The sequence below is a fragment of the Labrys methylaminiphilus subsp. lupini genome, assembly GCF_051161885.1.
Taxonomy (GTDB): Bacteria; Pseudomonadota; Alphaproteobacteria; order Rhizobiales; family Labraceae; genus Labrys.
This window is the reverse complement of sequence record NZ_JBMDIH010000001.1, coordinates 502,319-528,183: the sequence shown is the minus strand read 5'-3', so window position 1 is coordinate 528,183 and position 25,865 is coordinate 502,319. Positions and strand designations below refer to the sequence as shown.

The window sequence follows — 25,865 nt, the reverse complement described above, 5'->3', positions numbered from 1 at the left end:
CCCGCCTTGTTACCACTCCTGGCTCCGCTCCGACGTGGTCACCCTCATCACTGGCGGTTACAGGCAATTCGCTTCGAAATTGCCGGCGTTGAGTTCGCTGCCATTGAGCGTGAGCCTGGAACCCGCGGGCTGGGTGAGCGAGCCATTGACATAGGAACCGAAACTCGAGACCAGGCAATTGCGGGGCGTGCCGGAAACCGCCACGTCACCACGGATGTCGATCGCCGGGCCCATGAAATAGAGCCCCGCCGTGCCGGCCTTGTCGACGCGCATATTCTCGAAGCTGACATTCTTTACCGGACCGCCCAGGAAATCCCAGTCACTGCCATAGATGAAGGCACCGTAGGTGCCGGCATTCGAGATCGAGACGTTCTTGAAATGGATGTCGGAGACCGGGTTGAGGAAGATGCCGGCATTGCGGGTGCCGTCGACCGTCAGGCCATCCACGCGCAAATTGGTGGTCCTGGCCGCCTCTGGCAGGGTCGAGGCCGTAACCAGCATCAGTCCATTGATGCCGCCCTTCAGGTTCATGTCCCTGATGGTGACATCCGAGGTGGCCTGCAGCACCACCAGATCCATGTCCAGGCCCTGCTGGGAATTGTCGACACCGACCTTGTTCATCGTCACCCCCTTGGCGGCGACCAGCAGCACGCCTTCGCGCCGCGAGCGGCTGATGGCGACATTGTCGATGCTGATGTTCTCTGCCGCATGGGTGATGACAACAGGCCAGTCGCTGTCGTCGATACGGCTGCCGATGAAGATGCCGTAGGTCACGCTGTCGATCGCCGTGTCGCGGATGGTGAGATCCCGGCTGCCGAGAGCACTGATGGCCGCATGGGGCGCGCGGTTGGGATTGCCAACAGCGAATTCGCATTCGCTGTTGTTGTCGCAGATATAGAGGTCATGAATCCTGGCCCCATCGATAAGAGCGCCGGTGACGTTGTCGAGCCGAATGCCGTCGCCCGCCGTGCGGCTGATATCGACGTCACGGATCGTCAGATTGCTGGCGCCACTGCCGGCAATGCCGGCCAGCCCGCCCGAGATCGCCAGGCTGGCGACTTCGCTGCCGCTGGCCATGGTGACGACATTGGCCAGTGGGCTGCTACCCGTCAGCCGGGCCGTCGGCCCCTGGTTGCGGAACACGGTTTCTTGCCGGCTGGAGGCGCCGCGCACGGCGATCCCACCGCCCCCGCCGAGCAGATGCTGTCCCTGACCCAGTTGCAGCGACTGGTCGAGGGCAATCTCGCCATTGGCGAGCACCAGTGCGTTGTCGCCGCCCGCGGCAAGCCTGTCGTTGATCACCACGGCACGACCGCTGCCGGAGGTAATCTTGACGACCTTGCCGACGGCCTGGCCGCTGGCGACATATTCGGCCCGCTCGATCGGGCCGGAAGCGCCGGCATAGGTGCGCACCAGGCTGGCGCGCTCGACGCGCTGGAACATGGCGTCGAAGGCGCCGTCTCCACCACGCGCGCTGCCGCCCAGCGGCACGCGCAGCCGGGCCGTCAGGCCGAACTTGGTGCGGTCCTCCCTGTCGTAGGAGACGGAGGCGCCGAGCGCGAAGGTCGCCCCGGGAAGGCCCGGCACCTTGGCGAAGGTGATTTCCGTCCGGGCCTTGACCCCGGGGATATCGTCGACGCGATTGCGGCCGTCATACCAATAGGCGCCGCCGAACACCTTCACCTGCGCTGCCATCTCCTCCAGGAAATCGGGCACACGGAAACCGACTTCCGCATCGCCGCCTGCCCGGGCAAACTCGCGGCCGGCCTGGAAACGCAGCTCGTCCCCGGAGACGAAGGCGCGGCTCAGGCCGGGCAGATAGGCCTCCCGGCTCCCGGGCAGGTAGACATTGGCGCGACCCTCATAGGCCGGGCCGATCGCCTCGACGCCGAAGGACCACTGATTGAAGCGATTGCCATAGTCGCTCTTGAAGAGATCGAAATAACCATAGGTGCCGATCACCCAGTTCTGCCCGAAGCGACGGCGGTAGCCCAGGCCGAGGGAGGCCTGCCGGGCCGAGCCCTTGGCGAGCCTGCCGCTGGCATCGAAAAAGATGCCATTCCGATCATCGATGAGAAACGGCAGGAAGACGCCGATGCCTCCATAGCCCTTGTTCTGGAAGAGGCCGCCCTCGATCTCGACCAGGGGTTGCTGCATCTGCGCGAAGGCATGGCTGGAGAGGGCGGTGCTGGCGAGGAGAACCGCGGAGAACAGGCTCGAAGATTTCATGATGAAAGACAAGATTCCAATTAACGAGCCGTTGATAGGCCTGAAAATTGCTAAAATCCAGTACTATCTAGAAATAGTTATCTAGAACACTCAATTCCAATAGAATATATACTTAAGATCAAAGAAAATATGTGCAGAATTTAAATATTACAAACAGAACGAAGCCTTCGAACGGGAAGTTTCCCTCAGTGGTTACAACTTCTCCTGGATGACGCCTGGAGGCCTAAGGCTGAAATCCGGTATCGTCACTCCGCCTGAGAAAGATCAGCACGATGCCCCCCCGAGCTTGGTGCATCCCGGGCTAAAGCGCACCTGGGTACAGGCCTTGATTGACCATGTAGCCCCGGAAATGTCAGCTTGCCGGGAACCAGCTGGCACATGGAGGATTTCCCATGGTGAGAAAATTCCTGCTTTCAGCCCTTTGCCTGACCGGCTTATGCGTGCCCGCGGCGGCCCAGACCCTGCCGAACAGCGGCGACTATTATCGCGCCGCATGCCGCAGTCTGGCGGCCAATACCGCGCCGACGCCAAATGAACTCGTACTTCCCTCCTTGGACTGCGCCATCGAGATCGAGGATCTCGCCTCGATGGGGCGCCTGCTGACCTCGGATAAGCGTATCTGCAAGCCGGTCGACGTCTCTGTTGCACAGACGGCAGCCGTCGTCTCCGCCTTCCTCGATGCCCATCCAGACCGGCTCAAGGAACCCTTCGTGGTCCTTGCCACCACGGCCCTGCAGGAGAAGTGGCCCTGCTCCTGACGCTTGCGGCGTCGGGATAGCGCGCCGCTGGATGACATCTGCACTGGCATCGGTGGCATTCTGCTCCACCCGATCCAGCGCCTCGTTTTGAGGCGTCTCCTTTGCGAAAGGCAGAACTGCCTTTCCGGAGGGTGCCCTGGGCGGCCAGTTTCGAGCCATATCATGGATCGACGGCGATCTCGCTCTTTGCTGCAGACTTGACGAATTCATAACTCCTCAGCTATGGATTAAATCCATAGCTGAGGAGTTATTGATTTTGACGCCGCTCTCCCCCGACCTCCTGTTCAGAACGCTCGCCGATCCGACCCGGCGGGCGATCTTCGAGCGCTTGTGCCGCAAGGGAGAGCAGACGGTCGGAGCCCTCACGGCCCATGCCCGGGTCTCGCAGCCGGCCGTCTCGAAGCATCTTGCGATGCTGAAGCAAGCCGGGCTGGTCCGCGACCGCCACGAAGGCCGGCAGACCCATTATTGCGCGCAACTCGGCGCCCTCAGCCCCCTCATCGACTGGGCAAGCCAGATGACGCAATTCTGGGAAGCCCGGTTCGACGATCTCGAAGATTTGCTGAACAGGATGGACCAATGACCAACAGCGCGAGCGAAACCCGTACCGTCGTCGTCGAGCGCGAGATTCCGCATCCGCCCGAAAAGCTTTGGCGCGCCCTCACCCAACCCCACCTGATCGAGGAGTGGTTGATGAAGAACGACTTCGACGCGGTTGTCGGTCATCGCTTCAATCTGCGCGGCGAATGGGGCGGCGTACTCGACTGCGAAGTCCTCACCGTCGAGCCGCATCGGAGCCTGTCCTATAGCTGGAATTTCAGCCATGACGATGCCGCCTACGATCTGAAAAGCGTGGTGACCTTCACGCTCACGCCCACCGGCGCGGGCACGCATCTGCGCATGGAGCAGGCGGGCTTCCGGCCCTCCCAGCGCCAGGCCTATGGCGGCGCCAAGACCGGTTGGCAGCAGTTCCTCGCCAATCTGGAGCGGGTCCTGGCGCGGTCGGAATAAGCCTTGGCCCCTATACCATCGCGGGTTACCCGCTCGATATCGACAAAGGGAGGCTTCCTTGAACATCAATGCCTGGATTCGACGGACCCATCGCTGGCTGTCCATTGTCTTCACATTAAGCGTGATCGCCAATTTCGTTGCCATGGCGTTAGGCGAACCGCCTGCCTTCGTGGTCTATGCGCCCCTGCTGCCGCTCTTCCTGCTGCTGTTCAGCGGCCTCTATATGTTCGTGCTGCCCTATGTCGCTGGAGCAAAGCGCGTTCATGACTGAGCGGCTTTTGCGCGGCGGGTGATGGGGCGACGTCAGCCCCCAGCCTGCCGCTGTGCGGCCTCCAGGATGGCGACGGCACGCTCGGCCATCCCGGCAGGAACGAAGACGTGATCGTGATGATAGGCGGCCACCATGTTGCAGGGGATTCCGGCGTCAGCCAGGGCGGAGGCGACCGCGGCCGTCAATCCGACACCATCGAGCGCCGAGAAAACCTCCAGCTCGATGCGTTTCATCGCCATGGCGGTGTCGAAGCCGAGGGTGGCGGCTTCTTCCACCAGCAAGATCAAAGTGACGCCTTCCTCTTCCCGGAAGAATGACAGAGCCTGCCTGGCAGCCGCCTCGATCACGGCCGGCGAGGTCGTGGTGCAGAAGACAAAGTCCCCTTCCTTGAGGCGTGGGGTCATGCCGGCAATCATGGCCCCGGTATCACGAACACTGTGTGGCATGCGGCCTCCCTGAATTGCCGGTCCGCCTCGGCGAAATCGCGACGCGGGTCTCCCGTCCCCGATACTACAGCGAAAGATTTGATTTCCGGGTTTTTGCGAGCCTTGCCGATCGAATGAATGGCCAGGCTCGCAGGAACGGTTGAGAAAGCGCCGAAATCAGCAAGAGAGCTGAAGGCTAGGCCGTGCCGGCGCGGGTCGGCCGATCCATCACGCGGCGCCCCATCAGGCTGGCGACGAGATCGACCATCAGCAGAGCCGTGCGGCCACGATCGTCGAGGAAAGGATTGAGCTCGACGAGATCGAGGCTGGCGACCAGGCCGCTGTCATGCAGCATCTCCATGATCAGATGTGCCTCACGGAAGGTCGCACCACCCGGCACCGTGGTGCCGACGCCCGGCGCGATGCCGGGATCGAGGAAATCGACGTCGAGGCTGACATGCAGCACCCCGTTCGCCTCAGCCACGCGGCTCAGGAAGGCCTGCAGCAGCGGGCCGACGCCATGCTCGTCGATGGCTCGCATGTCATGCACGGTGACGCCGGCAGCGGCGAGCGCCGTCCGTTCGGCCGGATCGACGCTGCGGATGCCCATCATGCAGATGTGGTCGGGCTTCACCGGTGCAGCAAGCGGGGGAAAATACCCTTCGAAGCCCGGCTGGCCGGTGGCATAGGCAACCGGGCAGCCGTGGAGATTGCCGCTCACCGTCGAGTCCAGCGTGTGAAAATCGGGATGGGCGTCGAGCCACAGCACGAAGAAGGGCCGTCCCGTCTCGGCTGCCCGGCGGCTGAAGCCCGCCAGCGTGCCGGCGGCCATGCCGTGATCGCCACCGATGACGATCGGCAGGCCTTCGGCCCCGAGGCGATAGGCCGCTTCGGTGAGAGCCTCGGTCCACGCCACCACTTCGGGCAGGTGCTTGATGGCGGGATTGGCGTGGCGGATCGCACGCTGGGGAGTGGGAGTGAGATTGCCGCGATCCTCGACGCTGTGGCCGAGTTCCTGCAGGGCACCGGCCAGGCCGGCGGCCCGAAAGGCGCTCGGGCCCATGTCGCAGCCGAGCCGCCCCGTGCCTTCCTGCAGTGGCGCACCCAGCAAGATACAATGTTTCGAAGTCATGAGAGCCTCTTGAAAATCGGCGGCAGTCTATCGCCCAGGCTTGGCGGTATGAACGATGCAAATTGGCAAAAAGCTCAATATACCTTATCGAATTGGCATAAACTCATGATCATTTCGGCAGGCTCATGGACGACATCGACCGCCAGCTCCTCACCTTGCTGCGCCATAACGGCCGGCGCAGCATTTCCGACCTCGCCGGCGAACTCGGCCTGTCGCGCGCCACGGTGCGGGCGCGGATCGAGCGCATGGAAGCCCAGGGCGACATCATCGGCTATACGGTGATCCTCAAGGCCGACGCGATCGCCATGCCGGTGCGCGGCATCGTGATGATCGAAGTTGAAGGGCGGGCAGCCGACCGGGTCATCGACATCCTCGGCGGCTTTCCGGAAATCAGTGCCGTGCATACCACCAATGGCCGCTGGGACATCGTGGTGGAGTTCGCCACCCTCAATCTCAGCGACCTTGACGCCGTGCTGCGTCGCGTGCGCCTGATCCAGGGCGTCACCGCCTCCGAGACCCACCTGCTGCTCGCCACGCCGCGCACTACGCAAGCTCGATTGTAGAACGTCTCCGGCAGGGCGGCTGCTTCCGCCCCCTCACGCCAACGATACTTTCATCCCGCCCGCTGCTGTGCTTGACTGGGGTGCCAGAGGCCTTGCCGGTGGATATCCCGGCGATATCTACCGCGGATCGCAGTCCCATGAAGACCCAGCACAAGCTTTCGGAGTGATGGAATGAGCGCAGTCAGCATCCGACCTGCCCATCTCGACGATGCCAGAGCCATGGCCGACCTGCATGTCGCGGTCTGGCGCCACACCTATCATGCCCTCGCGCCCTCCAAGGCCTTCGTCGTGCTCGACGAAGAGCATCGCTTCGCCAGTTGGCACAAGCGACTGACCTCGGCCGCTACAGACCAGATCGTGCTGCTGGCCGAGAGCGGAGCCGGACTGGTCGGCTTTGCCGCGGCGGGCCGCCCCTCGCAGGCGATCTTCGACGGACGCAGCGAGATCAAGCACCTCTATGTCGATCCGTTGCACAAGCGCCAGGGCATCGGGCGAACCCTGCTCGAGGCCATCGCGGCACGGCTGGTCGAACAGGGACGCCGAAGCGCCGCCATCGGCGTCGTCGCCGGCAATCAGCCGGCGATCGCCTTCTACGAGGCGCAGGGCGGCAGGAAAGCTGGATCCTATACCGATCCCGGCCCGCTCTGGCGCTCGCATAACCTCGTCTATGCCTGGGACGATCTAGAGGCGCTCGTCAGGCGGCAGCCGGTGTCTTCGGCTCCTTGATCCGGTACCAGGCCACGTAGAGGGCCGGCAGGAACAGGAGCGTCAGCACGGTCGCCACCAGGATGCCGCCGATCATGGCATAGGCCATCGGTCCCCAGAACACTTCGCGGGCGATCGGAATCATGCCCAGACTCGCAGCCGCGGCCGTCAGCATGATCGGGCGCATGCGGTGGACGGTTGCGTCCACCACCGCCGTCCAGCGATCCATGCCCTCTTCCTCGTGATCCTCGATCTGTTTCACCAGGATCACCGAATTGCGGATGATGATGCCGATCAGCGAGAGAATGCCGAGGATGGCAACGAAGCCCATCGGCTGGTTGAAGGGCAGCAGGCCGAGCACCACGCCGATCAGGCCGAGTGGCGCCACGCTGACCACCAGGAACAGTTTCTGGAAGCTCTGGAGCTGGATCATCAGGATGGTCATCATGGTCAGAAGCATGATCGGCACGATGGCGATGATCGGTCCCTGGCCCTTGGCGGATTCCTCCACCGCGCCGCCGACCTCGAGCTTGTAGTGGTCGGGAAGCTGGGCCTTGAACTGCGCCAGTTTCGGCGCCAGGCGCTCGACCACGGTCGCCGGCTGGACATTGCCTTCCAGCGCCGCCCGCACCGTGATGGTGGGCAGGCGTGAACGGCGCCAGACGATCGGCTGCTCCATGCCGTAGCCGATATTTGCCACCGCCCGCAGCGGCACCACCGTGCCGCCGGAAAGCGGGATCTGCAGGTTCTCCAGCGTCTCCACCGAATTGCGCTGGTCCGCCGTCGCCCGGCCAACCACGTTGATCAGATAGATGTGGTCGCGCACCTGGGTGAAGGCGGCCCCCGCCAGCGTGCCGTTGAGGATGGAGGCGATGTCCTGCGAGGTGACGCCGAGCAGCCGGGCCTTGTTCTGGTCGACCTCGACCTTGAGCACGCGCGCCGGCTCGTTCCAATCGAAGGTGATGGTGCCGAGATTGGGATCGGTCGCGATCAGGCCGGCCAGCTTGATCGCCTGCTCGCGCACCTTCTGGATATCGGCGCCGCTGACGCGATATTGCACCGGGCGCCCGACCGGCGGGCCGAGCTCGAGCGGATGCACGAGAATGTCGATGCCGACGAACTTGTCGCGCGCCAGCACCTCCAGCTTCTTCTGCACCCGATCTCGCGCCTCGATATCCTTGGTGACCACGACGGCCTGGCCGAAGAAGGGATTGGAGAGCTGCTGGTCGAGCGGCAGATAGAAGCGCACGGCGCCCTGGCCGATATAGGAACTCCAGCGCACCACGTCGCCATCGCCGGCCAGAGCCTTCTCGAAGCGGTCCATCTGCGCCTTGGTTTCGCCGATGGCACTGTTCTGAGGCAGTGTCATGTCGACCAGGAGTTCAGGCCGGTCGGATGAGGGGAAGAACTGCTGCTGCACATGGCCCATGGCCACGACAGAGGCGCCAAGCAGGCCGAGGCAGATTGCAATGGTGACCCAGCGCCATCGCATGGCCGCGAGCAACGCGCTCTTGAAAGCGGCGGCGAAGCGGCCCGGCTTCTCGTCGTGCTTCTTCATGGTGGCCGGCAGCACCGTCACGCCCACCAGCGGCGCAAACAGCACGGCGACGATCCAGGACACCAGCAACGCAACCGCGATCACCACGAACAAAGTGAAGGTATATTGACCGGCCGAGCTCGAATTGAGCCCGATCGGGATGAAGCCGGCCACCGTCACCAGCGTGCCGGTCAGCATCGGAAAGGCGGTCGAGGTATAGGCGAAGGTCGCCGCCTTGAGGAGGTTGTCACCCGCCTCCAGCCGGCTGATCATCATCTCGACCGTGATCATGGCGTCGTCGACCAGAAGGCCGAGGGCGATGATCAGCGCGCCCAGCGAAATGCGCTGCAGGGAGATGCCGGTATATTCCATCACCAGGAAGACGATGGCCAGGACCAGGGGAATTGAAATCGCAACCACCAACCCGGCACGCAGGCCAAGGCTGACGAAGCTGACCGCCATCACGATGATCACGGCTTCGAGCAACGCCCGGGTAAAGCCGGAGATCGCCTCCTCGACCACCGCCGGCTGGTTGGAGACCAGATGCACGCCGACGCCGATCGGCAGGGTAGCGGTAACCTCGGCCATGGCTTCCTTCAGGTCCTCGCCGAACTGGAGAAGGTTGCCGTTGGGCGCCATGGCGATGGCCAGGCCAATGGCGGGCTTGCCATCGAAGCGAAACAGAGAGCTCGGCGGATCGACATAGCCGCGTGTGATGGTGGCGACGTCGCTCAGGCGGAAGAAGCGGTCATTGACGCGTAAATTGATGGCACTGAGGTCCTGTTCCGACTTGAAGCCGCCATCGACGCGCACGCTGACGCGGTCCTGGCCCGCCTGGATCACACCGGCGGCCGATACGGAGTTCTGCGCCTGCAGGGAGGCGATCACCGCCTGGCGGTCGAGCCCGAGACTGGCAAGACGCGCGGTGTCGAAGTCGAGATATACAACCTCGTCCTGCGCGCCGAGAATCTGGGTCTTGCCGGCATTGGGCACCGCGAGCGCACGGTCGCGGACCTGCTCCACATAGTCGCGCAGTTGCCGGAAATCGATGCCGTCGGCGGTGAAGGCATAGACATTGCCGTAGACGTCACCGAACTCATCGTTGAAATACGGTCCCTGCACACCGCTCGGCAGGGTGTACCAGATATCGTTCACATGCTTGCGTATCTGGTAGAAGGCATCGCTCAGCGCCCGGCCATTGGTGGTGTCCTTCAGGTTGACCATGATGGTGGCCGTACCGGGCCGGGTATAGCTCTTGGTGTAATCGAGCGCGCCGATCTGCTGGAGTTCCTTCTCGACCCGGTCGGTGACCTGGTTGAGGGTCTCCTCCAGCGTCGCCCCCGGCCAGTTCACCTGGACGACCATGGTCTTGATGTCGAAGGAAGGATCCTCCTCGCGGCCGAGCCGGACATAGGAGAGGGCTCCGGCGATCACCGAGGCGATCATCAGATACCAAATGAAGGAGCGATGCTTGAGCGCCCAGTCGGACAGGTTGAATCCGCTCATTTCTGCCCCTCTGGGTTCTGGCTGCGCTTGAGATCGATGGCCTGGCCGGCCTGCAGAGTGCCGACGCCGGCCTCCACCACGATGTCGCCGTTCTCTATGCCATCCACAACGGCATAGCCCGCCTTGCGGGAGACCAGCTTCACCGGCCGGGCCGTGACCACGGCCTTGACCGGATCGACGATCCAGACCGATGGCTTGTCGGCAGGGCCAGCCAGAGCCGAAACCGGAACGGCGATGTAGGGAGCGACCTTTCGCGTGGCCGAGACCGAGATGGTGGAGCCGAGGCGGAAGGCATTGGGTGGATCCTGCAGCGCCAGGCGAGCCCGGCGGGTGCGTGTCACCGCGTCCGAAGCGGGGGCGAGCTGGCGCAGCGTGGCGGTCGTACGGATGCTTGGCTCGCCCGCAAGGACGACGTCGAAGCTGGCATAGGCCTTGAGTTCGTCCGACAGATAATCCGGCACATCGACCACGGCCTCGCGCACATCGGGCCGGGCCAGGGTGACGATGATGTCGCCGGCCGACACCACCTTGCCGACATCCGAATTCACGGCGGTGATCACCCCCTCATAAGGAGCCACCAGTTCGGCATAGCCGAGGACATTCTGGGCCTGCCGCAGCGAGGCCTCGGCCTGAGACACCTTGGCTGCGGCGGTCTCGCGGGCTGCCACCGCCGTGTCGACCTGGGCCCGGGAAGCCGTTTCGGTGACCACGAGGGCACGGCTGCGGTTCTCTGTCAGCACGGCATTGGCGAGCTGTGCCTTGGCGTTGGCAAGGTCGGCCTGGGCCGATTGCACGGCGAGCCGCAGCAAGGTGGCGTCGACGGCCGCCAGCCTGGCGCCCTGCTTGACCCTGTCGCCGACATTCACTTCGCGCGCGATGATGCGCCCGCCGACCTGAAAGCCGAGATTGGTCTGGAAACGGGCATCGACACTGCCGACGAAAGGCCCGAAACTCGCCGTATCGACGCTGCGGGCCGTCAGTGTCAGCACCGGCCTGGCAGGCTCCTGGGCGAAAGCCACGGCCACGGGAAATGCGCCGATGAGCAGCGCGGATATGGCAGCGCCGAGTGTGGTTGGCCTCATTGCCCTTGCTCCAAGATTGTTTCCACGCTCTGGACGGCTTTCTCGATCTGGACAGTCTCGACAATCTGGCCGGGGCGCAGCAACTGGCCGCCCTGCACGACGACGGCCTCGCCATCCTCGAGCCCGCCCGACAGCACGACGTCATGCGTGGTGTAGCGGTCGAGCGTGACCGCGCGCGGCTGCGCCTGATGTTGATCGGCTGTCACGGTCCACACCGCCGGCTTGCCCTGCCATTCGAACAGCGCCGAAGCCGGCAGCACGAAACGCCGCTGCGGGGCAAGGCTCGCCTCACCACGCACTGCCGTGCCCAGCGACATGCCGGGTGGCGTCTCCTTGAGGCCGATCTTCACCCGGATCGTGCCCTTGCGGGCATCGACGATGGGCGAGACCTCCCGGACATGGCCGGTGGTTTTCACACGAGGGTCCGCTACCAGCGTGATGCCGACTTCGGGCGAACCCGGCGGCTTGTCGATCAAGGCCTCATAGACGTCGAAAACCGCGTCTCGCGGCCCGTCCTGCGCAATGCTGACCACGGTCTGGCCGGCCTGCACCACCTGCCCCGTCTCGGCATTGCGTGCCGTCACCGTGCCGGCCACACCCGCGCGAAGATCCGCGTAGCCGAGCTGCTCCTTGGCCTGTTCGACCTGGGCCGTCGCGGCCGAAACCGACGCCTGTGCCACACTCAGATTCTCCTGCGCCGCATCGAGGGAACTTTGCGAGGTGGCGTTGCTGGTGATCAGTGTTTTCTGGCGCTGATAGGCCGCCTGGCTCTGCTGCAGTTGCGCTTGCGCCGAGGCAAGGGCGGCGTTGGCGGTGTCGAGGGCGATGCGTTGTTCCTGCCCGTCGACGCGAGCCAGTACCTGGTCCGGCGTGACATGATCGCCGACATCCACCAGCCGCTCGATGATGCGCCCGCTCACGCGGAAGGAGATATCGCTCTGCACCTGGGCCTCGACATCGCCGGTCAGGCTGACGCTCGGCCGGTAATCCGTGGCCCGGGCCGTGACGATGCCGACGCGCGCCGGCGGCCCTCCGCCCCAGGCGATAGCAGGCGAGAGCACCGCGACCAGGCCTCCGAAAAGAAGGGCACGGCGCAATTGCATGGGATTGCTGAGGTTTGAGATCATCGTCGCCCTCGCTGTTTCATGCGAATGTCGTTCGATTGGGTCGTTTCGACGGGAAGGCCCGAGCCCTTGCAGTCCACGCATCGCCCTTGCCGCTCCGCAGCGTCCGGAGCAAACCGTGTTCAAATGGAAACACCGTCCTGCTCCAACTTCTTGTTTCGACGCGACTCTGCGATTCAAGGCGATTCCGCCAAATCGCAAAACGCTTTAGGAAGATCACTCAGCCAGCAGCGGGACTCTCCGCTTGCACAGCGTTCCCATATCAGTTAAAAACAAAACCGTCCAGACGGTTTTTATTATATCGAGATCGTTTCAGGAATTATGCCCCAGACTCCTCCCCCGCCCCAAACTCTTCGCGCGCGCAAGTTGCAACGGCGCAGCATGGAAACCATCGGGCAGATCCTGACCGCTACCGTCGGCGTGATCGAGCGCGTCGGCGTTCACAACCTCACCATCGATCTGGTGGCGGCGGAAGCCGGCGTCAGCAAGGGCGGTGTGCTGCACCACTTCCCGACCAAGACGGCCCTGATCGTCGCCGCTATCAGCCAGGACATGGAAACGCTGATGATGGAAATCGACGAAACCGCGGGCTCGACCGTGAATTTCGCCTCGGCCTTGGCTCAGTTCGCCCGCCGCATCGCTCTGGAGGAAGGCGGCGTGTCGCCGGCGTTCCTGGTGACCGCCGCCGAAATCCCGGAAGCGGCCTCCGTGCTTGCCACCATGTTCAGCACATTGGTCGAGAGGGCAAACAAGGACGGCAAGGCCGGGAGCATCGACTCAACCCTGGTGCTGTTCGCGTCCTACGGCATTCTCATCAGCCTGGGCATGAAGTCCTTCCAGCCGAGCGCGGAGCAATTGGCCACCCTGTTCGAGAAGCTGGACAGCTTCGCCGCCAAGGCCTGATGTCGCGCCCAGGCCCTTTTTACTCGGGACCTTGCTCACTTTCGTCCGGAAAAAGGCGCGGCGCGGAGTTCTTGATGAAATCGATGAACGCCCGCAGCGGCGCAGGTACCAGACGGCGCCCGGGATAGTACAGGAAGGGGCCGGAGAAGCGCTCCCACCAGGGTTCGAGGACGGGTTCGAGGGCTCCGCTGTGGAAATGGGGGCGCAACCAATCCTCAAACAGATAGATGATACCGGTGCCCGCGACTGCGGCATCGACGGCCAGATCCGTCGCCGTGCCGACGCTCACCAGCAGCGGCCCCGTCGTATCGACGGTCACGACCTCGCCATCGCGCTCGAATTCCCAGGCCGGCATCGCCCCGGATGAAAATCGGCCATGCAGGCAGGCGTGATGAAGCAGATCGCGCGGGTGCTCTGGCCGCCCCCGTCGATCGAGATAAACAGGCGCAGCCGCGGCGGCAAAGCGCTGCACACGCGGCCCGATGGGCACGGCTATCATGTCCTGCTCAAGCCGCTCGTCGTAGCGGATGCCGGCATCGCAGCCGGCCGCCAGCACGTCGACGAAGCTGTCCTCGGCAATCACCTCCAGGCGGATATCGGGAAAAGCGGCGAGGAAATCAGGCACGATCGCCGGCAGCACCAGCCGAACCGCGCTGACGGGCACATTGAGCCTGAGCGTCCCGGCCGGCTTGTCGCGAAAACCGTTGACGACGTCCAGCGCCGCCTCCATCTCGCTCATGACCGGGCCGAGCCGTTCGAGCAGGCGCTCGCCGGCCTCGGTAGCCGCGACACTGCGCGTCGTGCGGTTCAGCAGCCTGACACCGAGCCTCGTCTCCAGCCGGCTCACCGCCTCGCTCAAACCAGACGGACTGGCACCGCTCGCACGGGCACCGTCGCGGAATCCCCCAGCACGCGCGACGGTCATGAAAGCATGGAGATCGTTGAGGTCGACTTTCACTGTTCGCAACTCCGAACAACCTGTCCCAATTATGACTGATTGTCGCGCAAGTTGACAGCCCCTAGCTACGCAGGACGAACAGGAGATCGGCTATGACCACAATCGAGCAGTCCGATAGTTTCACCCTCGGCGACCGTCATGTGAGGCGGCTCGGCTATGGCGCCATGCAGCTTGCAGGGCCGGGCGTGTTCGGCCCGCCCCGGGATCACGATGCAGCGCTGGCCGTGTTGCGCGAAGCCGTTGCGTCCGGCGTCAACCATATCGATACCAGCGACTTCTACGGCCCGCATGTCACCAACAGGCTGATCCGCGAGGCCTTGCATCCCTATGCGGATGACCTCGTCATCGTCACCAAGGTGGGCGCGCGGCGTGGCGAGGACGCCTCATGGTTTCCTGCCTTCTCACGGGAGGCCCTCGTTCAGGCGGTGCACGACAATCTGCGCAATCTCGGGCTCGATGTGCTCGACGTCGTCAATCTGCGCGTCATGTTCGACGTTCACGGGCCGGCCGAGGGCTCGATCGAGGCACCGCTCAGCGTCCTGGCCGAGCTTCGGCAACAGGGCCTGATCCGGCATGTCGGACTGAGCAACGTCACCGCAACGCAGATCGCGGAAGGACGCCGCATCTGCCCGATCGTCTGCGTGCAGAACCACTATAACCTCGCCCACCGGGCCGATGATATCCTGATCGACGATCTCGCCCAAGAAGGTACCGCCTATGTGCCCTATTTCCCGCTCGGCGGGTTCACGCCGCTGCAATCCTCGACGTTGTCGGAGGTTGCCCAGCGCCTCGAAGCTTCACCCCTGCAGGTCGCGCTGGCGTGGCTCTATCGCCGCGCGCCCAACATTCTGCTGATCCCGGGCACCTCCTCGGTGGCGCATCTGCAAGCCAACCTCGCCGCGGCAAAGCTCGATCTGCCGGAAGACGAGGTCGCCGCGCTCGATCGCATTGCGGCCGGGCATTCCTGAGGGAAGCAAGTGAACCGCCTGGAATGATCCGTTCCCCATCTCGCTCTTTCGCGAGACGGGTGTGCGCCTCGCCTTAGTGGAACAGCTTCAGCGCATTGGAGAAGGTGATCCACACACCCCACAGGATGGGAATGCCGACGGCGAGCCAGGCCAGGACGGCCGGCCCGTTCAGCCCGCCCCGCCCGATGCCCGAGGATTTCCCCTCCTGCGTCTGTCCGCGCTTTTGCAGGGCCGCCACCTCGGCGTCCGTCATGAACCAGCGGGAAGCCACCGGCTTGATCATGAGGTTGACGACGAAGCCGACGGCCAGCATGCCGGCGAGAACATACATGGTGCGATCATAGACTTGCGCTCGCGGCACGCCCGCGGCGATCTGGGCATCGCGGATGTAGTTGATCACCACCGGTCCGACGATCCCCGCCGTCGACCAGGCCGTCAGCAGCCGGCCGTGGATGGCACCGACGAACTGGGTGCCGAACATGTCGGCGAGATAGGCCGGCACCGTCGCAAAGCCGCCGCCATACATCGAGACGATCACGCAGAAGAAGGCGACGAACACCGCCAGCAGCCCGGTATGGGCGGCCCAGGGCGCCGAGGCATAGAGCACGATGCCGAGGCCGAAGAAGGTGGCATAAGTGAGCTTGCGCCCGAGCTTGTCGGAAAGCGAGGCCCAGAAGAAACGTCCGAAGATGTTGAACAGCGACAGCAGGCCGACGAAGCTCGCGGCGATGGTGGCGACCAGCTTGGCCTGCCCGGCATCGAGTGTCGCGAAACCGATCTCCGGCTTGCCGATCAGGGAACCGGCGAAGATCTCCTGCAGCATGGGCGAGGCCATGCCGAGCACGCCGATGCCGGCCGAGACGTTGAGGCAGAGCGCGGCCCAGATCAGCCAGAATTGCGGGGTCTTGTGGGCATTGGACAAATGGACATGGCCCGAGGTGATCATGGCCTTGGTGCTTTCGGGCGGCGTCCATCCTTCCGGCTGCCAACCCGCCGGCGGCACGCGATAGCCGAAGGCCCCCGCCATCATGAAGACGAAATAAACAACCGCCAGCGTCACGAAAGTCTGCCAGACGCCGACACTATCGGCGCTCTTGAAATGGTTCATCAGGATGTCGGCCAAGGGCGAGCCGATCATCGCACCACCGCCGAAGCCCATGATGGCCATGCCGGTCGCCATGCCACGCCGGTCGGGGAACCATTTGACCAGCGTGGAGACGGGCGAGATGTAGCCCAGCCCCAAGCCGATGCCGCCGATCACGCCCGAACCCAGCCAGATCAGCCAGAGTTGGTGGATGTAGACGCCTATGGCCGAGATAAGCAGCCCGCCGCACCAGCACAGCGCCGCCACGACGCCGGCCTTGCGCGGCCCGGCCCGCTCCAGCCAGCCGCCCCAGATCGCCGCAGCCGAGCCGAGCAGCACGAAGAAGAGCGTATAGGTCAGGGTCAGGTCGGAGACGCGCCAGTCACAACTCGTGGTGAACAGGGCCCGCCCAAGACCGACGAGAGCGCCCCAGAAGCCCGGATCGACCGCGCAGGCTACCGGCTTGGTTATGCCAAGCGCCTGTCCTAGAGGCAACCAGAACACGCTGAAGCCATAGGCCATGCCGATGCACAAATGGATGGCCAGTGCCGCAGGGGGCACGAGCCAACGATTGAACCCCGGCCGTGCAACGATGCGCTCTCGATCCAAAAGCCCAGGAGACAGACCGCCGCTCCCGGCGGAAACACTGCTGTTCATTGGTGCTTCCTCATTATTTTATTCTTAAATTCGTGGACGAAGAGCCATTTCAGGACGCAAACTTCCACGAAACAGAGGAACACGCAATGACAGGACTGGTGAATTACTGAGCTAGAAACCCTCCATCCACCGGAAGCGTGTGGCCGGTCACCATGGCGGCACCGGGACTGGCGAGGAAGAGGATCGCCGGGGAGACCTCATGCGGTTCGGCGATGCGGCGCAGCGGCGTCATCGCTTCGATGCGCTGCATCAGTTCTGGCTGGGCCAGCAGGGGGGCGATGAAAGGCGTGCGCACATAGGTGGGAGCAACCGCGTTCACCCGGATGCGGTGCGGAGCCCATTCCACCGCCAGGGCACGGGTGAGATTGACGATGGCGCCCTTGGTGGTCTGGTAGGAGATGTTCGGGTAGATGCCGCCCCCCGACAAGGCCATGATCGAAGCCGTGTTGATGACGGCCCCGCCCTGCCCGGCCGCGATCATGTGGCGGGCCGCGGTGCGCGCGCACAGGAAGACGCCCGTCATGTTGACGGCCACCACCTTGTCCCATGCCTCCAGGCTGAGATCCACCGCGGCATCGCGGATGGCGAGGCCGGCATTGTTGACGAGAATGTCGATGCGGCCGTGGCGGGCGACGATCTCGGCGAAACGCGCCGCCACCTCGGCTTCGTCGGTCACATCCATGACGAGGGCCTCGGCAGGCCGGCTTCCCTCGACGCTGGCAAGCACGTCGTCTCCCACCGGCGCCCGATCGAGAATGACGACCTCAGCGCCCGCCGCGGCCAGGGCCTGCGCCGCCGCCAGGCCGATGCCGCTGCCGCCACCGGTCACCGCAGCAACCTTGCCCTCCAGGCCGAAGAAGCCGGAAAGGCTGACCGCGCCAGTTCCCCGCTGCTCTTGTTGTTCGTGCACGCCCATGATCGGTTTCCTCGCTTGGCGCCTTCCCGGGAAGGGCGCCTGCGCAGTGCTGCGACAGCGGCATGGACCGCCCCGGAGCCTGCTTGTTCTTGAAGCTGTGGCCGTCCTCGAGGCGGAACCGGGGTTCCGACTCAAAAGTCCGACATAATTATCTCTGGCATCAAACCGGATCGCGCGGAAGGCCGGAAATGCGAGAGCACCGTGCCACGGCCCAGCGCCCGCGTTCTGGCTGAAAACGATGCGACAACAAAATCTTACAGCACCGAACCTGATGCATGAATCGAGGCTGACGTCGCCTGTTGGCGCAGATGCTCCGTACACGCCTCCACGAAGGCCCTCAGCTTGGGTTGGCTGCGGCTCGTCCTGGGAAAATAGATGAACAGGCTGTCGCCCGCCGGCGAAAACTCTTCCAGGACCGGTTCGAGCAGCCCCTGTTCCAATTCCCGGGCCGATTGCAGGGTCGAGCCGTAGAGCAGCCCCATGCCCTGCACCGCCAGCGCGCGCAGCAGGCCGGGATCATTGGAGACGATGGTGCCGGGCGGATCGATGCTGAGCGCCTGGCCGTCGCGCTCGAATTCCCAGCGATAGATATCGCCGACATCCGGACGTCGATATCGCAGGCATTCATGTCCGGCGATGTCCTCCAGCATCTGCGGCCGCTCCCGCTGGGCAAGATAGCCCGGAGCCGCCATCACCACCCAGCGGAAGATCGGCGTGACACGCACGGCGATCATGTCCCTGTCGATGAATTCACCGACACGAATGCCGGCGTCGAAACCGCCCTCCACCAATTCGGCATGGGTCGAATCCACAGTCACATCGACCCGCATCTCCGGCCAGCGCTGATGGAACTGCGGCAGGACGGGTTCGAGCACATGCACGAGCGCCATGCGATGCACGAGCAGGCGCAGCGTGCCCGAGGGCTTCAGCCGCGACTGCACGAGTTCGTCGAGCGTCCCGACGATGGTTTCGGCTGCCGGGCCGAGTTGGGAAAGCAGCCGCTCGCCATCCTCGGTCAGGGCGATGCTGCGCGTGGTCCGATGCAAAAGCGGCAGGCCGAGCCGTCGCTCCAGCGCCTGCAGCGCCTGGCTCACCGCACCCGGGGTAACCCCCAACTCGATCGCCGCGGCCCGAAAGCTGCCCCGGCGCACGATGGCGAGGAATTCGGAGAGGCCGTCGAACGGGTCACTGCGCGCCATATCCGAACCGTACAATCAAAACCGTCATGTCAAATCATGCACTCTCGCCTTGAGGCGTTCGCATGGCTCGACAAGGGCTGAAGAGAATTCCGCCTCATGGCAAATCGCATCACGATGAGCCCTCCTGCATGTCGGCCCGCAATTGCGCCAGGGCACGGCGCAGGCCATGGAGCTGATCCGTAAGATGCAAGATGACGTCGATGCCCTCGTCATTGGCTCCGATATCTTCCTTCAAATCCCGGATCAGGCGGGCGCGTGCGACATCGATCTCGGTGAATTGCACGCCGGCATCGGTCTGCCGAGGGATGAGCCAGCGCTGCTCAAGCCACAATTCCAGCGTCTGCACCTGGAGGCCGGAACTTGTCAGAAATTCGTGCTTGTTCATGCTCATGATGCTCCATCCTCACGCGGATCGAAGTCCTTCCCCCTGGCCCAGTTCGAAACGAAGGCTTCGAGTTCCGGGTCCGGTGGCTTCGGCAGAACCACCTTCAGCTTGACGAACTGGTCGCCCTGACCGCCGCCGCGGCGGGGAGCGCCCTTTCCTTTCAGGCGCAGGGTCGTGCCGGTATTCGAGCCTTTCGGCACCGACATCGTCACGTCCCCCGTGGGGGTGGGAACCCGCACCCGTCCTCCCAGCACAGCTTCCGACAGCGAGATCGGCAGTTCGAGCGTGATGTCGTCGCCCTCGCGCGTGAAGCGTCGATCCGGCAGGACTTCCACTTCGATCAAGGCATCGCCAAAACTGCCCGTTCCCGCGCCCGGCATGCCCTTGCCCTTCAGGCGAAGGGTCTGTCCATCCACCAGGCCCGCTGGAATCTTGACGTCGAGTGTGCCGCCATCGGGCAGTGTCAGGCGCTTGTTCGCGCCCGTCACCGAATCGGCGAACTCGATCGACATCCGATAATGCATATCCTGGCCACGCCGGTTTGCACGGGCCCGCTGCCCCCGCCTCAGGAGCTCGGCAAAGGCATCCTCTTCGTCCATGAAGTCAGCAAAACCGGAGGCGTCCGCATAGGGGTGATCCTGGTCCGATCCTGCGTATTCCCGGTAGAAATGCTGCGGCGGCCGTTCCGCCCCGCTCGCATCGATCTCGCCATTGTCGAAACGCTTGCGCTTGTCTGCATCGCTGAGCAGATCGTACGCACCCGTGACTTCCTTGAATTTGTCTTCCGCGCTCTTGTCTCCGGGGTTGAGATCGGGATGCAGCTTTTTTGCAAGCTGGCGAAAGGCGCTCTGGATCTCGGCGGGAGACGCCGTCGAGGCAACACCGAGAACCTCGTAAGGATTTCTCACAATCGGCTCCGACACGATTCGAATAGCGAGGAAACAGCGTTCGCGGATGCTAATGCGTTTTGCGATGAGACGGAATGAAGAACCGCCTCAGAATTGACGGCACGGGCTTCGCAAAGCGCTCCGCGTATCCCTCCATCATTGTATAGCACGGCTATATAGCGTGTGGAGCAGTCGCCGGCTTTTGATACCGGCCGCCATGGCCTAACCTCCTTGAGGACGCGAGACGAGATCCCGCGCCTTTCCATGCCGCGTGTACGGCAGGATCCATCCCTTCATTTCACGGACATCATCTCATGCGTTACAAGACACTTGGCGGCACTGGCCTGCATGTCTCGGAACTTTGCCTGGGCACCATGACTTTCGGTGGCGGCAATGAATTCTGGAACGCGATCGGCCAGCTCGACCAGACGGTCGCCGACGGAATCGTCGCCCGCGCCCTCGACGCCGGCATCAATTTCATCGACACCGCTGATGTTTATTCCGGCGGCCTGTCGGAGGAGATCACCGGACGGGCCATCGTCAATTCCGGCCACAAGCGTTCGGACGTCGTGCTGGCGACCAAGGCCTTCGGCGTGGTCGGCACCGGCCCGAACGACCGCGGCGCCTCGCGCGGCCACATCATGGATGCGGTCAAGGCGAGCCTGAAGAGGCTCGGCACCGACTATATCGACCTCTACCAGATCCACGGCCTCGACCGCATAACCCCGATCGAGGAAACCATGCGGGCCCTCGATGATCTCGTGCGCCAGGGCTGCATACGCTATGTCGGCGTCTCCAACTGGTCGGCCTGGACGATCATGAAGGCCCTCGGCCTCGCGGACCGGCATGGCTGGACCAGGCCCTCGACCTTGCAGGCCTATTACACCATTGCCGGCCGCGACCTCGAACGCGAGATCGTCCCGCTGCTGGAAGCCGAAAAGCTCGGCCTGATGGTGTGGAGCCCGCTTGCCGGCGGCCTGCTCTCCGGCAAATATGACCGCGACGGCAATGGTCCCGAAGGCTCGCGTCGCGCCAGCTTCGACTTCCCGCCCGTCGACAAGGAGCGCGCCTTCGCCTCCATCGACGTGATGCGCGAGATCGCCGCGACGCATGGCGTCTCCGTCGCCCGCATCGCCCTGGCCTTCGTGCTGCATCAGCGCTTCGTGATGTCGGTGATCATCGGCGCCAAGACCATCGAGCAGCTCGACGACAATCTGGCTGCCACCGACGTGGTGCTGAGCGAGGAGGAACTCGCTCGCCTCGACAAGGTGAGTGCCCTGCCGCGTGAATATCCCGGCTGGATGATCGAACGCCAGAGCGCCACCCGCCTGCCGACGCCCCAGGGTTGATCATCGGGCCGAAGGGGATGGCCATCGCCTTCCTCTTCGGCCAGGATGGCGCGGCATTTCATCGGAGACAGCCGCTTGGGTACCGTCAGGACCGCCTATTTCATCACCCATGCGGAAGTCGAGATCGATCCCTCCATTCCCGTGCCGCAATGGCGTCTCTCAACAAAGGGACGAGCCCGGCACGAGGCCTTCAACCGGCACGGCTTCGTGGCTGGAATCAGCGCCGTCTATGCCAGTGACGAGCGTAAGGCTCGCGATGGCGGCGAGATCCTGGCGAGCCCTCTCGGCCTGGAGCTGCAGATCGAGCCGGCCCTGCACGAGAACGACCGATCGGCCACCGGCTTCCTGCCGCCCCACGAATTCGAGGCAACCGCCGACGCCTTCTTTGCCAATCCCGAGCAGAGCATTCGCGGCTGGGAGCGGGCCATCGACGCCCAGGCCCGCATCATCGCAGCCGTCGAGGCCATCCTGGACAAGGATGGCGGCAGCGGCGACATCGCGCTCGTCGCCCATGGCGGTGTCGGCGCCCTCCTGCTTTGCCATCTTCTGTGCGTGCCGATCGACCGCCGATACGACCAGGCGCCGGGCGGCGGCAATTACTTCGCCCTAGACGTGACGAGCCGCCGCCTGCTGCATGGCTGGCGCCGCATCGAGCCGTAGAGTTATCCGCTTCCACGCACAATCGTTCAAGATCGCCGTCCAGCGCGAAGATACCATTCCACGATTGGAAATTTCGGAACGAGAAACGCGTCGTCATGCCAGTCGGCTTCATCGGTCTCGGCGTCATGGGGGAGCCCATGGCGCTCAATCTTGCACGGTCGGGAACACCGCTGGTGGTCTGGAACCGCTCCCCGGACAAATGTGCCAGCCTGCAGGCGGCGGGGGCCGAGGTTGCCGGCAACCCCGGTGAGCTCTTCGCCAAGGCCGGCATCGTGATCCTGATGCTGGCGAACACGGGCGCGATCGATGCGGTGCTCGGCCGGGACACCAGCGATTTCGAAGACCGGGTCGCCGGTCACATCATCGTGCAGATGGGCACGATCTCACCGGAGGATTCGCGCCGGCTCGACCAGGATATCCGCGCCGCCGGCGGCCACTATGTTGAAGCCGCGGTTTCCGGCTCCCGCAAGCCTGCCGAAGCCGGGCAGCTCGTGGCCATGCTGGCGGGCGACGCCGAGGCACTCGCCCAGATCCGCCCCCTGATCGACAGGATGTGCCATCAGGCCTTCGATTGCGGGGCCGTTCCCAGCGCATTGACGATGAAGCTCGCCGTCAACCTGTTCCTGATCACCATGGTGACCGGCCTGGCCGAGGCCGCCCATTTCGCGGAGCGGCACGGCCTCGACATGCAGCAATTCCAGGCCATCCTCGATGCGGGCCCGATGGCGAGTCCGGTCTCCCGTATCAAGCTGGCGAAACTGGTCGAGGGTGATTTTGCAGTGCAGGCCTCGATCGCCGATGTCTTGAAGAATACCCGCCTGGTCGCGGAGGCCGCCCGCCGCGCCGGGCTCGCCTCGCCCCTCCTCGATGTCTGCCACGCCCTCTATGGCGAAACACAGGATCTCGGCCACGGCTCGCTCGACATGGCGGCGGTGATCCGTGCCATCGAGGCGCGGACAGCGCATTGAACAAGGCGAAAACCCTGCCGCCGCGCTGCCATTGACACAGGAGTGCTATTTCGGCGCGGGGTGACTGCCGCCTGATGTGTGATCCGACGGCTTACCAGCACCGCCCGGCGACGGCATGTCGCCACCACCCGAGGGCGACACGTCACCGCCGCCAAACGTATTGCGCGGCCCGACCACGGCGCCCCAGGCCTCGCCGACGCGCAGGCGGCTCCAGGGTGCAGGCTTGGCCGGTGCGGCCTGCATACCGGTGAGCTCGGTGCCGAAACCAGGGGTAAGCCGCACCGTTCCCCCCTTGGTGGCGACGTCGACGACACCATTCTCGACATAGACGCCGAACTTGCCCCAGCTCGGCCCGGCGAAGAACCGGGTGCCGCGAGCGGCGATCAGCCCGAAAGGCGTGGTAACGCTGAGTTCGCCCGAGGGCCGGTCATGCGGGCGGTCGAACAGAATGGCACCCCGCTCGAGCACCAGCCTGCCGCCACGGTCGACCAGGAACTTGTCGATACGCACTCTCGTGCGGGCGCCGAGCAGCAAGCGGGTGGCCTCACCCAGTTGCGCCGACAGTCGCGCGCTCTCGCCGGTCGCCAGGAGATCGTTGAGATAGACGGGATCGCCGACGGCAAGCAGACGTGTCTGGCCGCGGGCCTGCGCGGTGCTTTCGCCGCTGGCGCCCAGAATCGAGCCAGCCTCCACGGCCGCCCGAGCCAGGACTCTCTCCGGCCGCAGCCCGGCAAGCAGCAGGCCAGCCAGGAGGGAACGGCGATGGATCGGCATGATGAGCTTTCCAAACGAGGGGTGGCGGATCACGGGAAAACCGGACCCGACACCGCCAAGCCGACGGTATCCCTCCTGTCGGGACGATCCGTTTCAAGGAATGTCCGCAGATGGCGGTACCGCTCTATTCTTGATGTGTACGCTTCTTCCGGCACCGGCCGCAAAGTAAGATCCTCGAACTCCTTGCTCGCGGCCAGTCATTCATCCTAGCTGAAACCCTTTCGTCTACAAGCCCCTCGCACTCATACAGAAGCCTTAGGCTTCTACAGCAAGGAAGGACGATAAGATCAGGCCCGCACCTCGGCGACCCCCATCATTCCCAGTTGCTCATGTTCCAGGATATGGCAGTGATACATGCGCAGGCCCGGCTGGTCCTGCCGCACCAGCAGACGCACTGTTTGGCCCCTCGCGACATTGATCGTATCCTTCCAGGCGCGATAAGGCGCCTTGCTCACCCGGCCGTCCCGCTCGGTCTCCACCGGCTGGAACTGCGTGCCGTGAAGATGGAAGGGGTGATCCATGTCGGCGAGATTGGCGATCTCCCACAATTCGGTCTGCCCCGCTTTGGTGACGACATCGACACGGCCCATGTCGAAGGCGGCACCGTTAATGAGAAAGCCCATTTTCATGCCACCCTCCCCCATCGACATGGTTTCGGTGAACTCGAGGCGGCGCGTGGCGACGGGCAGGCCGAGATCGGCAATGCTTAGCAGCCTGGCCGGCAGAGGCGGGGCCGGCTCGGCCCGTTCCCGCGTGACTTCGATGGTCATCAGCTCAGCGGCGGTATCGGGACGTCCGGGGCCCATCCAGCCGCGATCGACATCCTCGGTCCTCAGCACCACCCGTCCCGGCTGGTCGAAGGCGACGATGACCTCCGCCCTCTCGGCGGGAACCAGGTCGATGGCGCGAAGGCCGGTCACCGGCGCTTCCAGCAGGCCGCCATCGCTGCCGATCAGCGTTATCGCCGCCGTGCCGAAGGTGAGGCGCAGGAAGCGCGCATTGGTGGCATTGAACAGGCGGAAACGGCGCCGGCTGCCGGCCGGCAGCACCAGGACGGGCTTCTTCTGGCCGTTGACCAGGACATGGTCGCCGACCCGCCCATTCATCAAATCCGCCATGGTGCTGGCCGGGATCGAACCGTCCGCCGCCAGCCTCAGATCGGTGAAGAACAGCGGCGTGTCGCCATAGGCGGCCGGGATCGGATCCTGGCGGGGCTTGACGATGAAGGCCCCGGCGAGACCAAGATAGACCTGCTCGGCCGTACGGCCGTGGGGGTGGGGATGATACCAATAGCTGCCGGCGCTGCCTTCCGGCAGTTCGAAGGCGTAGAGCCGATCGGCGCCTGAGGCCACCGGGTCCATGGGATTGCCGTCCTGTTCCGCCGGCACCGGCATGCCGTGCCAGTGGATGGTGGTCTCCTCGCCCGGCAGGCGATTGGCGAAGCGGATGGCGACCTTGTCGCCCTCGGTCACTTCGATCAGGGGACCGGGAGTCTCGCCCTCATAGGCGAGGATAGGTGTGTCGATCCCTTCGGCAAAACGCACGATGGCGGGCTTGGCCGTGAGTTCGGCCTCGAAATGCCCGGGTTCGCTGGCCCGGTTGGCGAGGCGGGGCAGGTCGCGCAACGGGGCTCCCTCAGGCAGCGCCAGAGAACTCCGGGGAGCCGCCATCTTGCCGGCCTCTCCGGACATGCTCTCCATGCCCGGCATGCCATGCTTGGAATGGTCCTGCATCCGCGCCGCGGCCGGGCCTGAAATCACCAGGGCCGCAACGCCCGAGAGCAGAAATTCACGTCTGTTCATAGTTCCAATCCT

The 25,865-nt window shown here is 64.2% G+C and carries 25 protein-coding genes; 11 read left to right on the top strand and 14 right to left on the bottom strand.

What is annotated here, in order from left to right; all coding sequences use genetic code 11:
- Positions 1–57 precede the first annotated feature (57 nt).
- Positions 58–2,229 carry a right-handed parallel beta-helix repeat-containing protein gene (locus ACN6KF_RS02345; protein ID WP_434955288.1) on the bottom strand — a complete coding sequence of 724 codons (2,172 nt, stop codon included), beginning with the start codon at positions 2,227–2,229 and terminating at the stop codon, positions 58–60.
- A 392-nt stretch (positions 2,230–2,621) separates the two neighbouring features.
- Here ACN6KF_RS02345 and ACN6KF_RS02340 point away from each other — a divergent pair, with 392 nt between their 5' ends.
- The 4 genes from ACN6KF_RS02340 to ACN6KF_RS02325 all read left to right on the top strand — a co-directional run bounded on the left by ACN6KF_RS02340 (position 2,622) and on the right by ACN6KF_RS02325 (position 4,269).
- The gene (locus ACN6KF_RS02340) at positions 2,622–2,987 is read left to right on the top strand and encodes a Rap1a/Tai family immunity protein (protein WP_434955287.1); all 366 of its coding nucleotides are present in this window, start codon (positions 2,622–2,624) and stop codon (positions 2,985–2,987) included.
- Between the two features lie 256 nt (positions 2,988–3,243).
- Positions 3,244–3,570 (top strand): ArsR/SmtB family transcription factor, encoded by a 327-nt coding sequence (locus ACN6KF_RS02335; RefSeq protein WP_434955286.1) that lies wholly within the window; start codon positions 3,244–3,246, stop codon positions 3,568–3,570.
- Positions 3,567–3,998 (top strand): SRPBCC family protein, encoded by a 432-nt coding sequence (locus ACN6KF_RS02330; protein ID WP_434955285.1) that lies wholly within the window; start codon positions 3,567–3,569, stop codon positions 3,996–3,998. The genes ACN6KF_RS02335 and ACN6KF_RS02330 overlap by 4 nt, the downstream gene beginning before the upstream one ends.
- Before the next feature lie 58 nt (positions 3,999–4,056).
- Positions 4,057–4,269 (top strand): hypothetical protein, encoded by a 213-nt coding sequence (locus ACN6KF_RS02325; RefSeq protein WP_434955284.1) that lies wholly within the window; start codon positions 4,057–4,059, stop codon positions 4,267–4,269.
- Between the two features lie 32 nt (positions 4,270–4,301).
- On the opposite strand, the gene ACN6KF_RS02320 is transcribed toward ACN6KF_RS02325, so the two are convergent.
- On the bottom strand, positions 4,302–4,715 hold the full coding sequence (locus ACN6KF_RS02320) for an ACT domain-containing protein (protein ID WP_434955283.1): 414 nt from the start codon (positions 4,713–4,715) through the stop codon (positions 4,302–4,304).
- A gap of 175 nt (positions 4,716–4,890) precedes the next feature.
- Entirely contained in the window at positions 4,891–5,826 is a 936-nt protein-coding gene (gene rocF / locus ACN6KF_RS02315) for an arginase (RefSeq protein WP_434955282.1), read from the bottom strand.
- A gap of 125 nt (positions 5,827–5,951) precedes the next feature.
- Between rocF and ACN6KF_RS02310 the strand changes: the two genes are divergently transcribed.
- Positions 5,952–6,389: an Lrp/AsnC family transcriptional regulator gene (locus tag ACN6KF_RS02310; protein ID WP_434955281.1), complete on the top strand. Its 438-nt coding sequence runs from the start codon at positions 5,952–5,954 to the stop codon at positions 6,387–6,389.
- A gap of 171 nt (positions 6,390–6,560) precedes the next feature.
- A complete protein-coding gene (locus ACN6KF_RS02305; RefSeq protein WP_434955280.1) occupies positions 6,561–7,115 on the top strand; it encodes a GNAT family N-acetyltransferase in 555 nt (184 codons plus the stop codon).
- On the opposite strand, the gene ACN6KF_RS02300 is transcribed toward ACN6KF_RS02305, so the two are convergent.
- From ACN6KF_RS02300 to ACN6KF_RS02290, 3 genes are read right to left on the bottom strand one after another with little or no spacing between them, the layout of a single operon-like run.
- Positions 7,084–10,137: an efflux RND transporter permease subunit gene (locus tag ACN6KF_RS02300; RefSeq protein ID WP_434955279.1), complete on the bottom strand. Its 3,054-nt coding sequence runs from the start codon at positions 10,135–10,137 to the stop codon at positions 7,084–7,086. The genes ACN6KF_RS02305 and ACN6KF_RS02300 overlap by 32 nt on opposite strands.
- Positions 10,134–11,219: an efflux RND transporter periplasmic adaptor subunit gene (locus ACN6KF_RS02295; protein WP_434955278.1), complete on the bottom strand. Its 1,086-nt coding sequence runs from the start codon at positions 11,217–11,219 to the stop codon at positions 10,134–10,136. The genes ACN6KF_RS02300 and ACN6KF_RS02295 overlap by 4 nt, the downstream gene beginning before the upstream one ends.
- Positions 11,216–12,346 carry an efflux RND transporter periplasmic adaptor subunit gene (locus tag ACN6KF_RS02290; RefSeq protein WP_434955277.1) on the bottom strand — a complete coding sequence of 377 codons (1,131 nt, stop codon included), beginning with the start codon at positions 12,344–12,346 and terminating at the stop codon, positions 11,216–11,218. The genes ACN6KF_RS02295 and ACN6KF_RS02290 overlap by 4 nt, the downstream gene beginning before the upstream one ends.
- Before the next feature lie 378 nt (positions 12,347–12,724).
- Here ACN6KF_RS02290 and ACN6KF_RS02285 point away from each other — a divergent pair, with 378 nt between their 5' ends.
- On the top strand, positions 12,725–13,246 hold the full coding sequence (locus ACN6KF_RS02285) for a TetR/AcrR family transcriptional regulator (RefSeq protein ID WP_434955276.1): 522 nt from the start codon (positions 12,725–12,727) through the stop codon (positions 13,244–13,246).
- A gap of 19 nt (positions 13,247–13,265) precedes the next feature.
- On the opposite strand, the gene ACN6KF_RS02280 is transcribed toward ACN6KF_RS02285, so the two are convergent.
- Positions 13,266–14,204, bottom strand: coding sequence for a LysR family transcriptional regulator (locus tag ACN6KF_RS02280; RefSeq protein ID WP_434955275.1), 939 nt, complete (start codon positions 14,202–14,204; stop codon positions 13,266–13,268).
- Between the two features lie 92 nt (positions 14,205–14,296).
- Here ACN6KF_RS02280 and ACN6KF_RS02275 point away from each other — a divergent pair, with 92 nt between their 5' ends.
- On the top strand, positions 14,297–15,172 hold the full coding sequence (locus ACN6KF_RS02275) for an aldo/keto reductase family oxidoreductase (RefSeq protein WP_434955274.1): 876 nt from the start codon (positions 14,297–14,299) through the stop codon (positions 15,170–15,172).
- Between the two features lie 73 nt (positions 15,173–15,245).
- On the opposite strand, the gene ACN6KF_RS02270 is transcribed toward ACN6KF_RS02275, so the two are convergent.
- The 5 genes from ACN6KF_RS02270 to ACN6KF_RS02250 all read right to left on the bottom strand — a co-directional run bounded on the left by ACN6KF_RS02270 (position 15,246) and on the right by ACN6KF_RS02250 (position 20,321).
- Complete coding sequence (locus ACN6KF_RS02270; protein WP_434955273.1) at positions 15,246–16,913, bottom strand: OFA family MFS transporter; 1,668 nt, start codon at positions 16,911–16,913, stop codon at positions 15,246–15,248.
- Between the two features lie 103 nt (positions 16,914–17,016).
- The gene (locus ACN6KF_RS02265; RefSeq protein ID WP_434955272.1) at positions 17,017–17,829 is read right to left on the bottom strand and encodes an SDR family NAD(P)-dependent oxidoreductase; all 813 of its coding nucleotides are present in this window, start codon (positions 17,827–17,829) and stop codon (positions 17,017–17,019) included.
- Between the two features lie 254 nt (positions 17,830–18,083).
- Positions 18,084–19,028: a LysR family transcriptional regulator gene (locus tag ACN6KF_RS02260; protein ID WP_434955271.1), complete on the bottom strand. Its 945-nt coding sequence runs from the start codon at positions 19,026–19,028 to the stop codon at positions 18,084–18,086.
- A 109-nt stretch (positions 19,029–19,137) separates the two neighbouring features.
- Positions 19,138–19,413, bottom strand: coding sequence for a chaperone modulator CbpM (locus ACN6KF_RS02255; RefSeq protein WP_434959594.1), 276 nt, complete (start codon positions 19,411–19,413; stop codon positions 19,138–19,140).
- A gap of 2 nt (positions 19,414–19,415) precedes the next feature.
- Positions 19,416–20,321 carry a DnaJ C-terminal domain-containing protein gene (locus tag ACN6KF_RS02250; protein ID WP_434955270.1) on the bottom strand — a complete coding sequence of 302 codons (906 nt, stop codon included), beginning with the start codon at positions 20,319–20,321 and terminating at the stop codon, positions 19,416–19,418.
- A 293-nt stretch (positions 20,322–20,614) separates the two neighbouring features.
- Here ACN6KF_RS02250 and ACN6KF_RS02245 point away from each other — a divergent pair, with 293 nt between their 5' ends.
- The 3 genes from ACN6KF_RS02245 to ACN6KF_RS02235 all read left to right on the top strand — a co-directional run bounded on the left by ACN6KF_RS02245 (position 20,615) and on the right by ACN6KF_RS02235 (position 23,277).
- Complete coding sequence (locus tag ACN6KF_RS02245; protein ID WP_434955269.1) at positions 20,615–21,649, top strand: aldo/keto reductase; 1,035 nt, start codon at positions 20,615–20,617, stop codon at positions 21,647–21,649.
- 75 nt (positions 21,650–21,724) lie between these two features.
- The gene (locus tag ACN6KF_RS02240) at positions 21,725–22,309 is read left to right on the top strand and encodes a histidine phosphatase family protein (RefSeq protein ID WP_434955268.1); all 585 of its coding nucleotides are present in this window, start codon (positions 21,725–21,727) and stop codon (positions 22,307–22,309) included.
- A 95-nt stretch (positions 22,310–22,404) separates the two neighbouring features.
- Positions 22,405–23,277 carry an NAD(P)-dependent oxidoreductase gene (locus ACN6KF_RS02235; RefSeq protein WP_434955267.1) on the top strand — a complete coding sequence of 291 codons (873 nt, stop codon included), beginning with the start codon at positions 22,405–22,407 and terminating at the stop codon, positions 23,275–23,277.
- A 45-nt stretch (positions 23,278–23,322) separates the two neighbouring features.
- Here ACN6KF_RS02235 and ACN6KF_RS02230 read toward each other — a convergent pair whose 3' ends face one another.
- Both ACN6KF_RS02230 and ACN6KF_RS02225 read right to left on the bottom strand, forming a co-directional pair.
- Positions 23,323–24,051, bottom strand: a complete 729-nt coding sequence (locus tag ACN6KF_RS02230; protein WP_434955266.1) for a FecR family protein — start codon at positions 24,049–24,051, stop codon at positions 23,323–23,325.
- A 287-nt stretch (positions 24,052–24,338) separates the two neighbouring features.
- On the bottom strand, positions 24,339–25,853 hold the full coding sequence (locus ACN6KF_RS02225; RefSeq protein WP_434955265.1) for a multicopper oxidase family protein: 1,515 nt from the start codon (positions 25,851–25,853) through the stop codon (positions 24,339–24,341).
- Between the last annotated feature and the right edge of the window lie 12 nt (positions 25,854–25,865).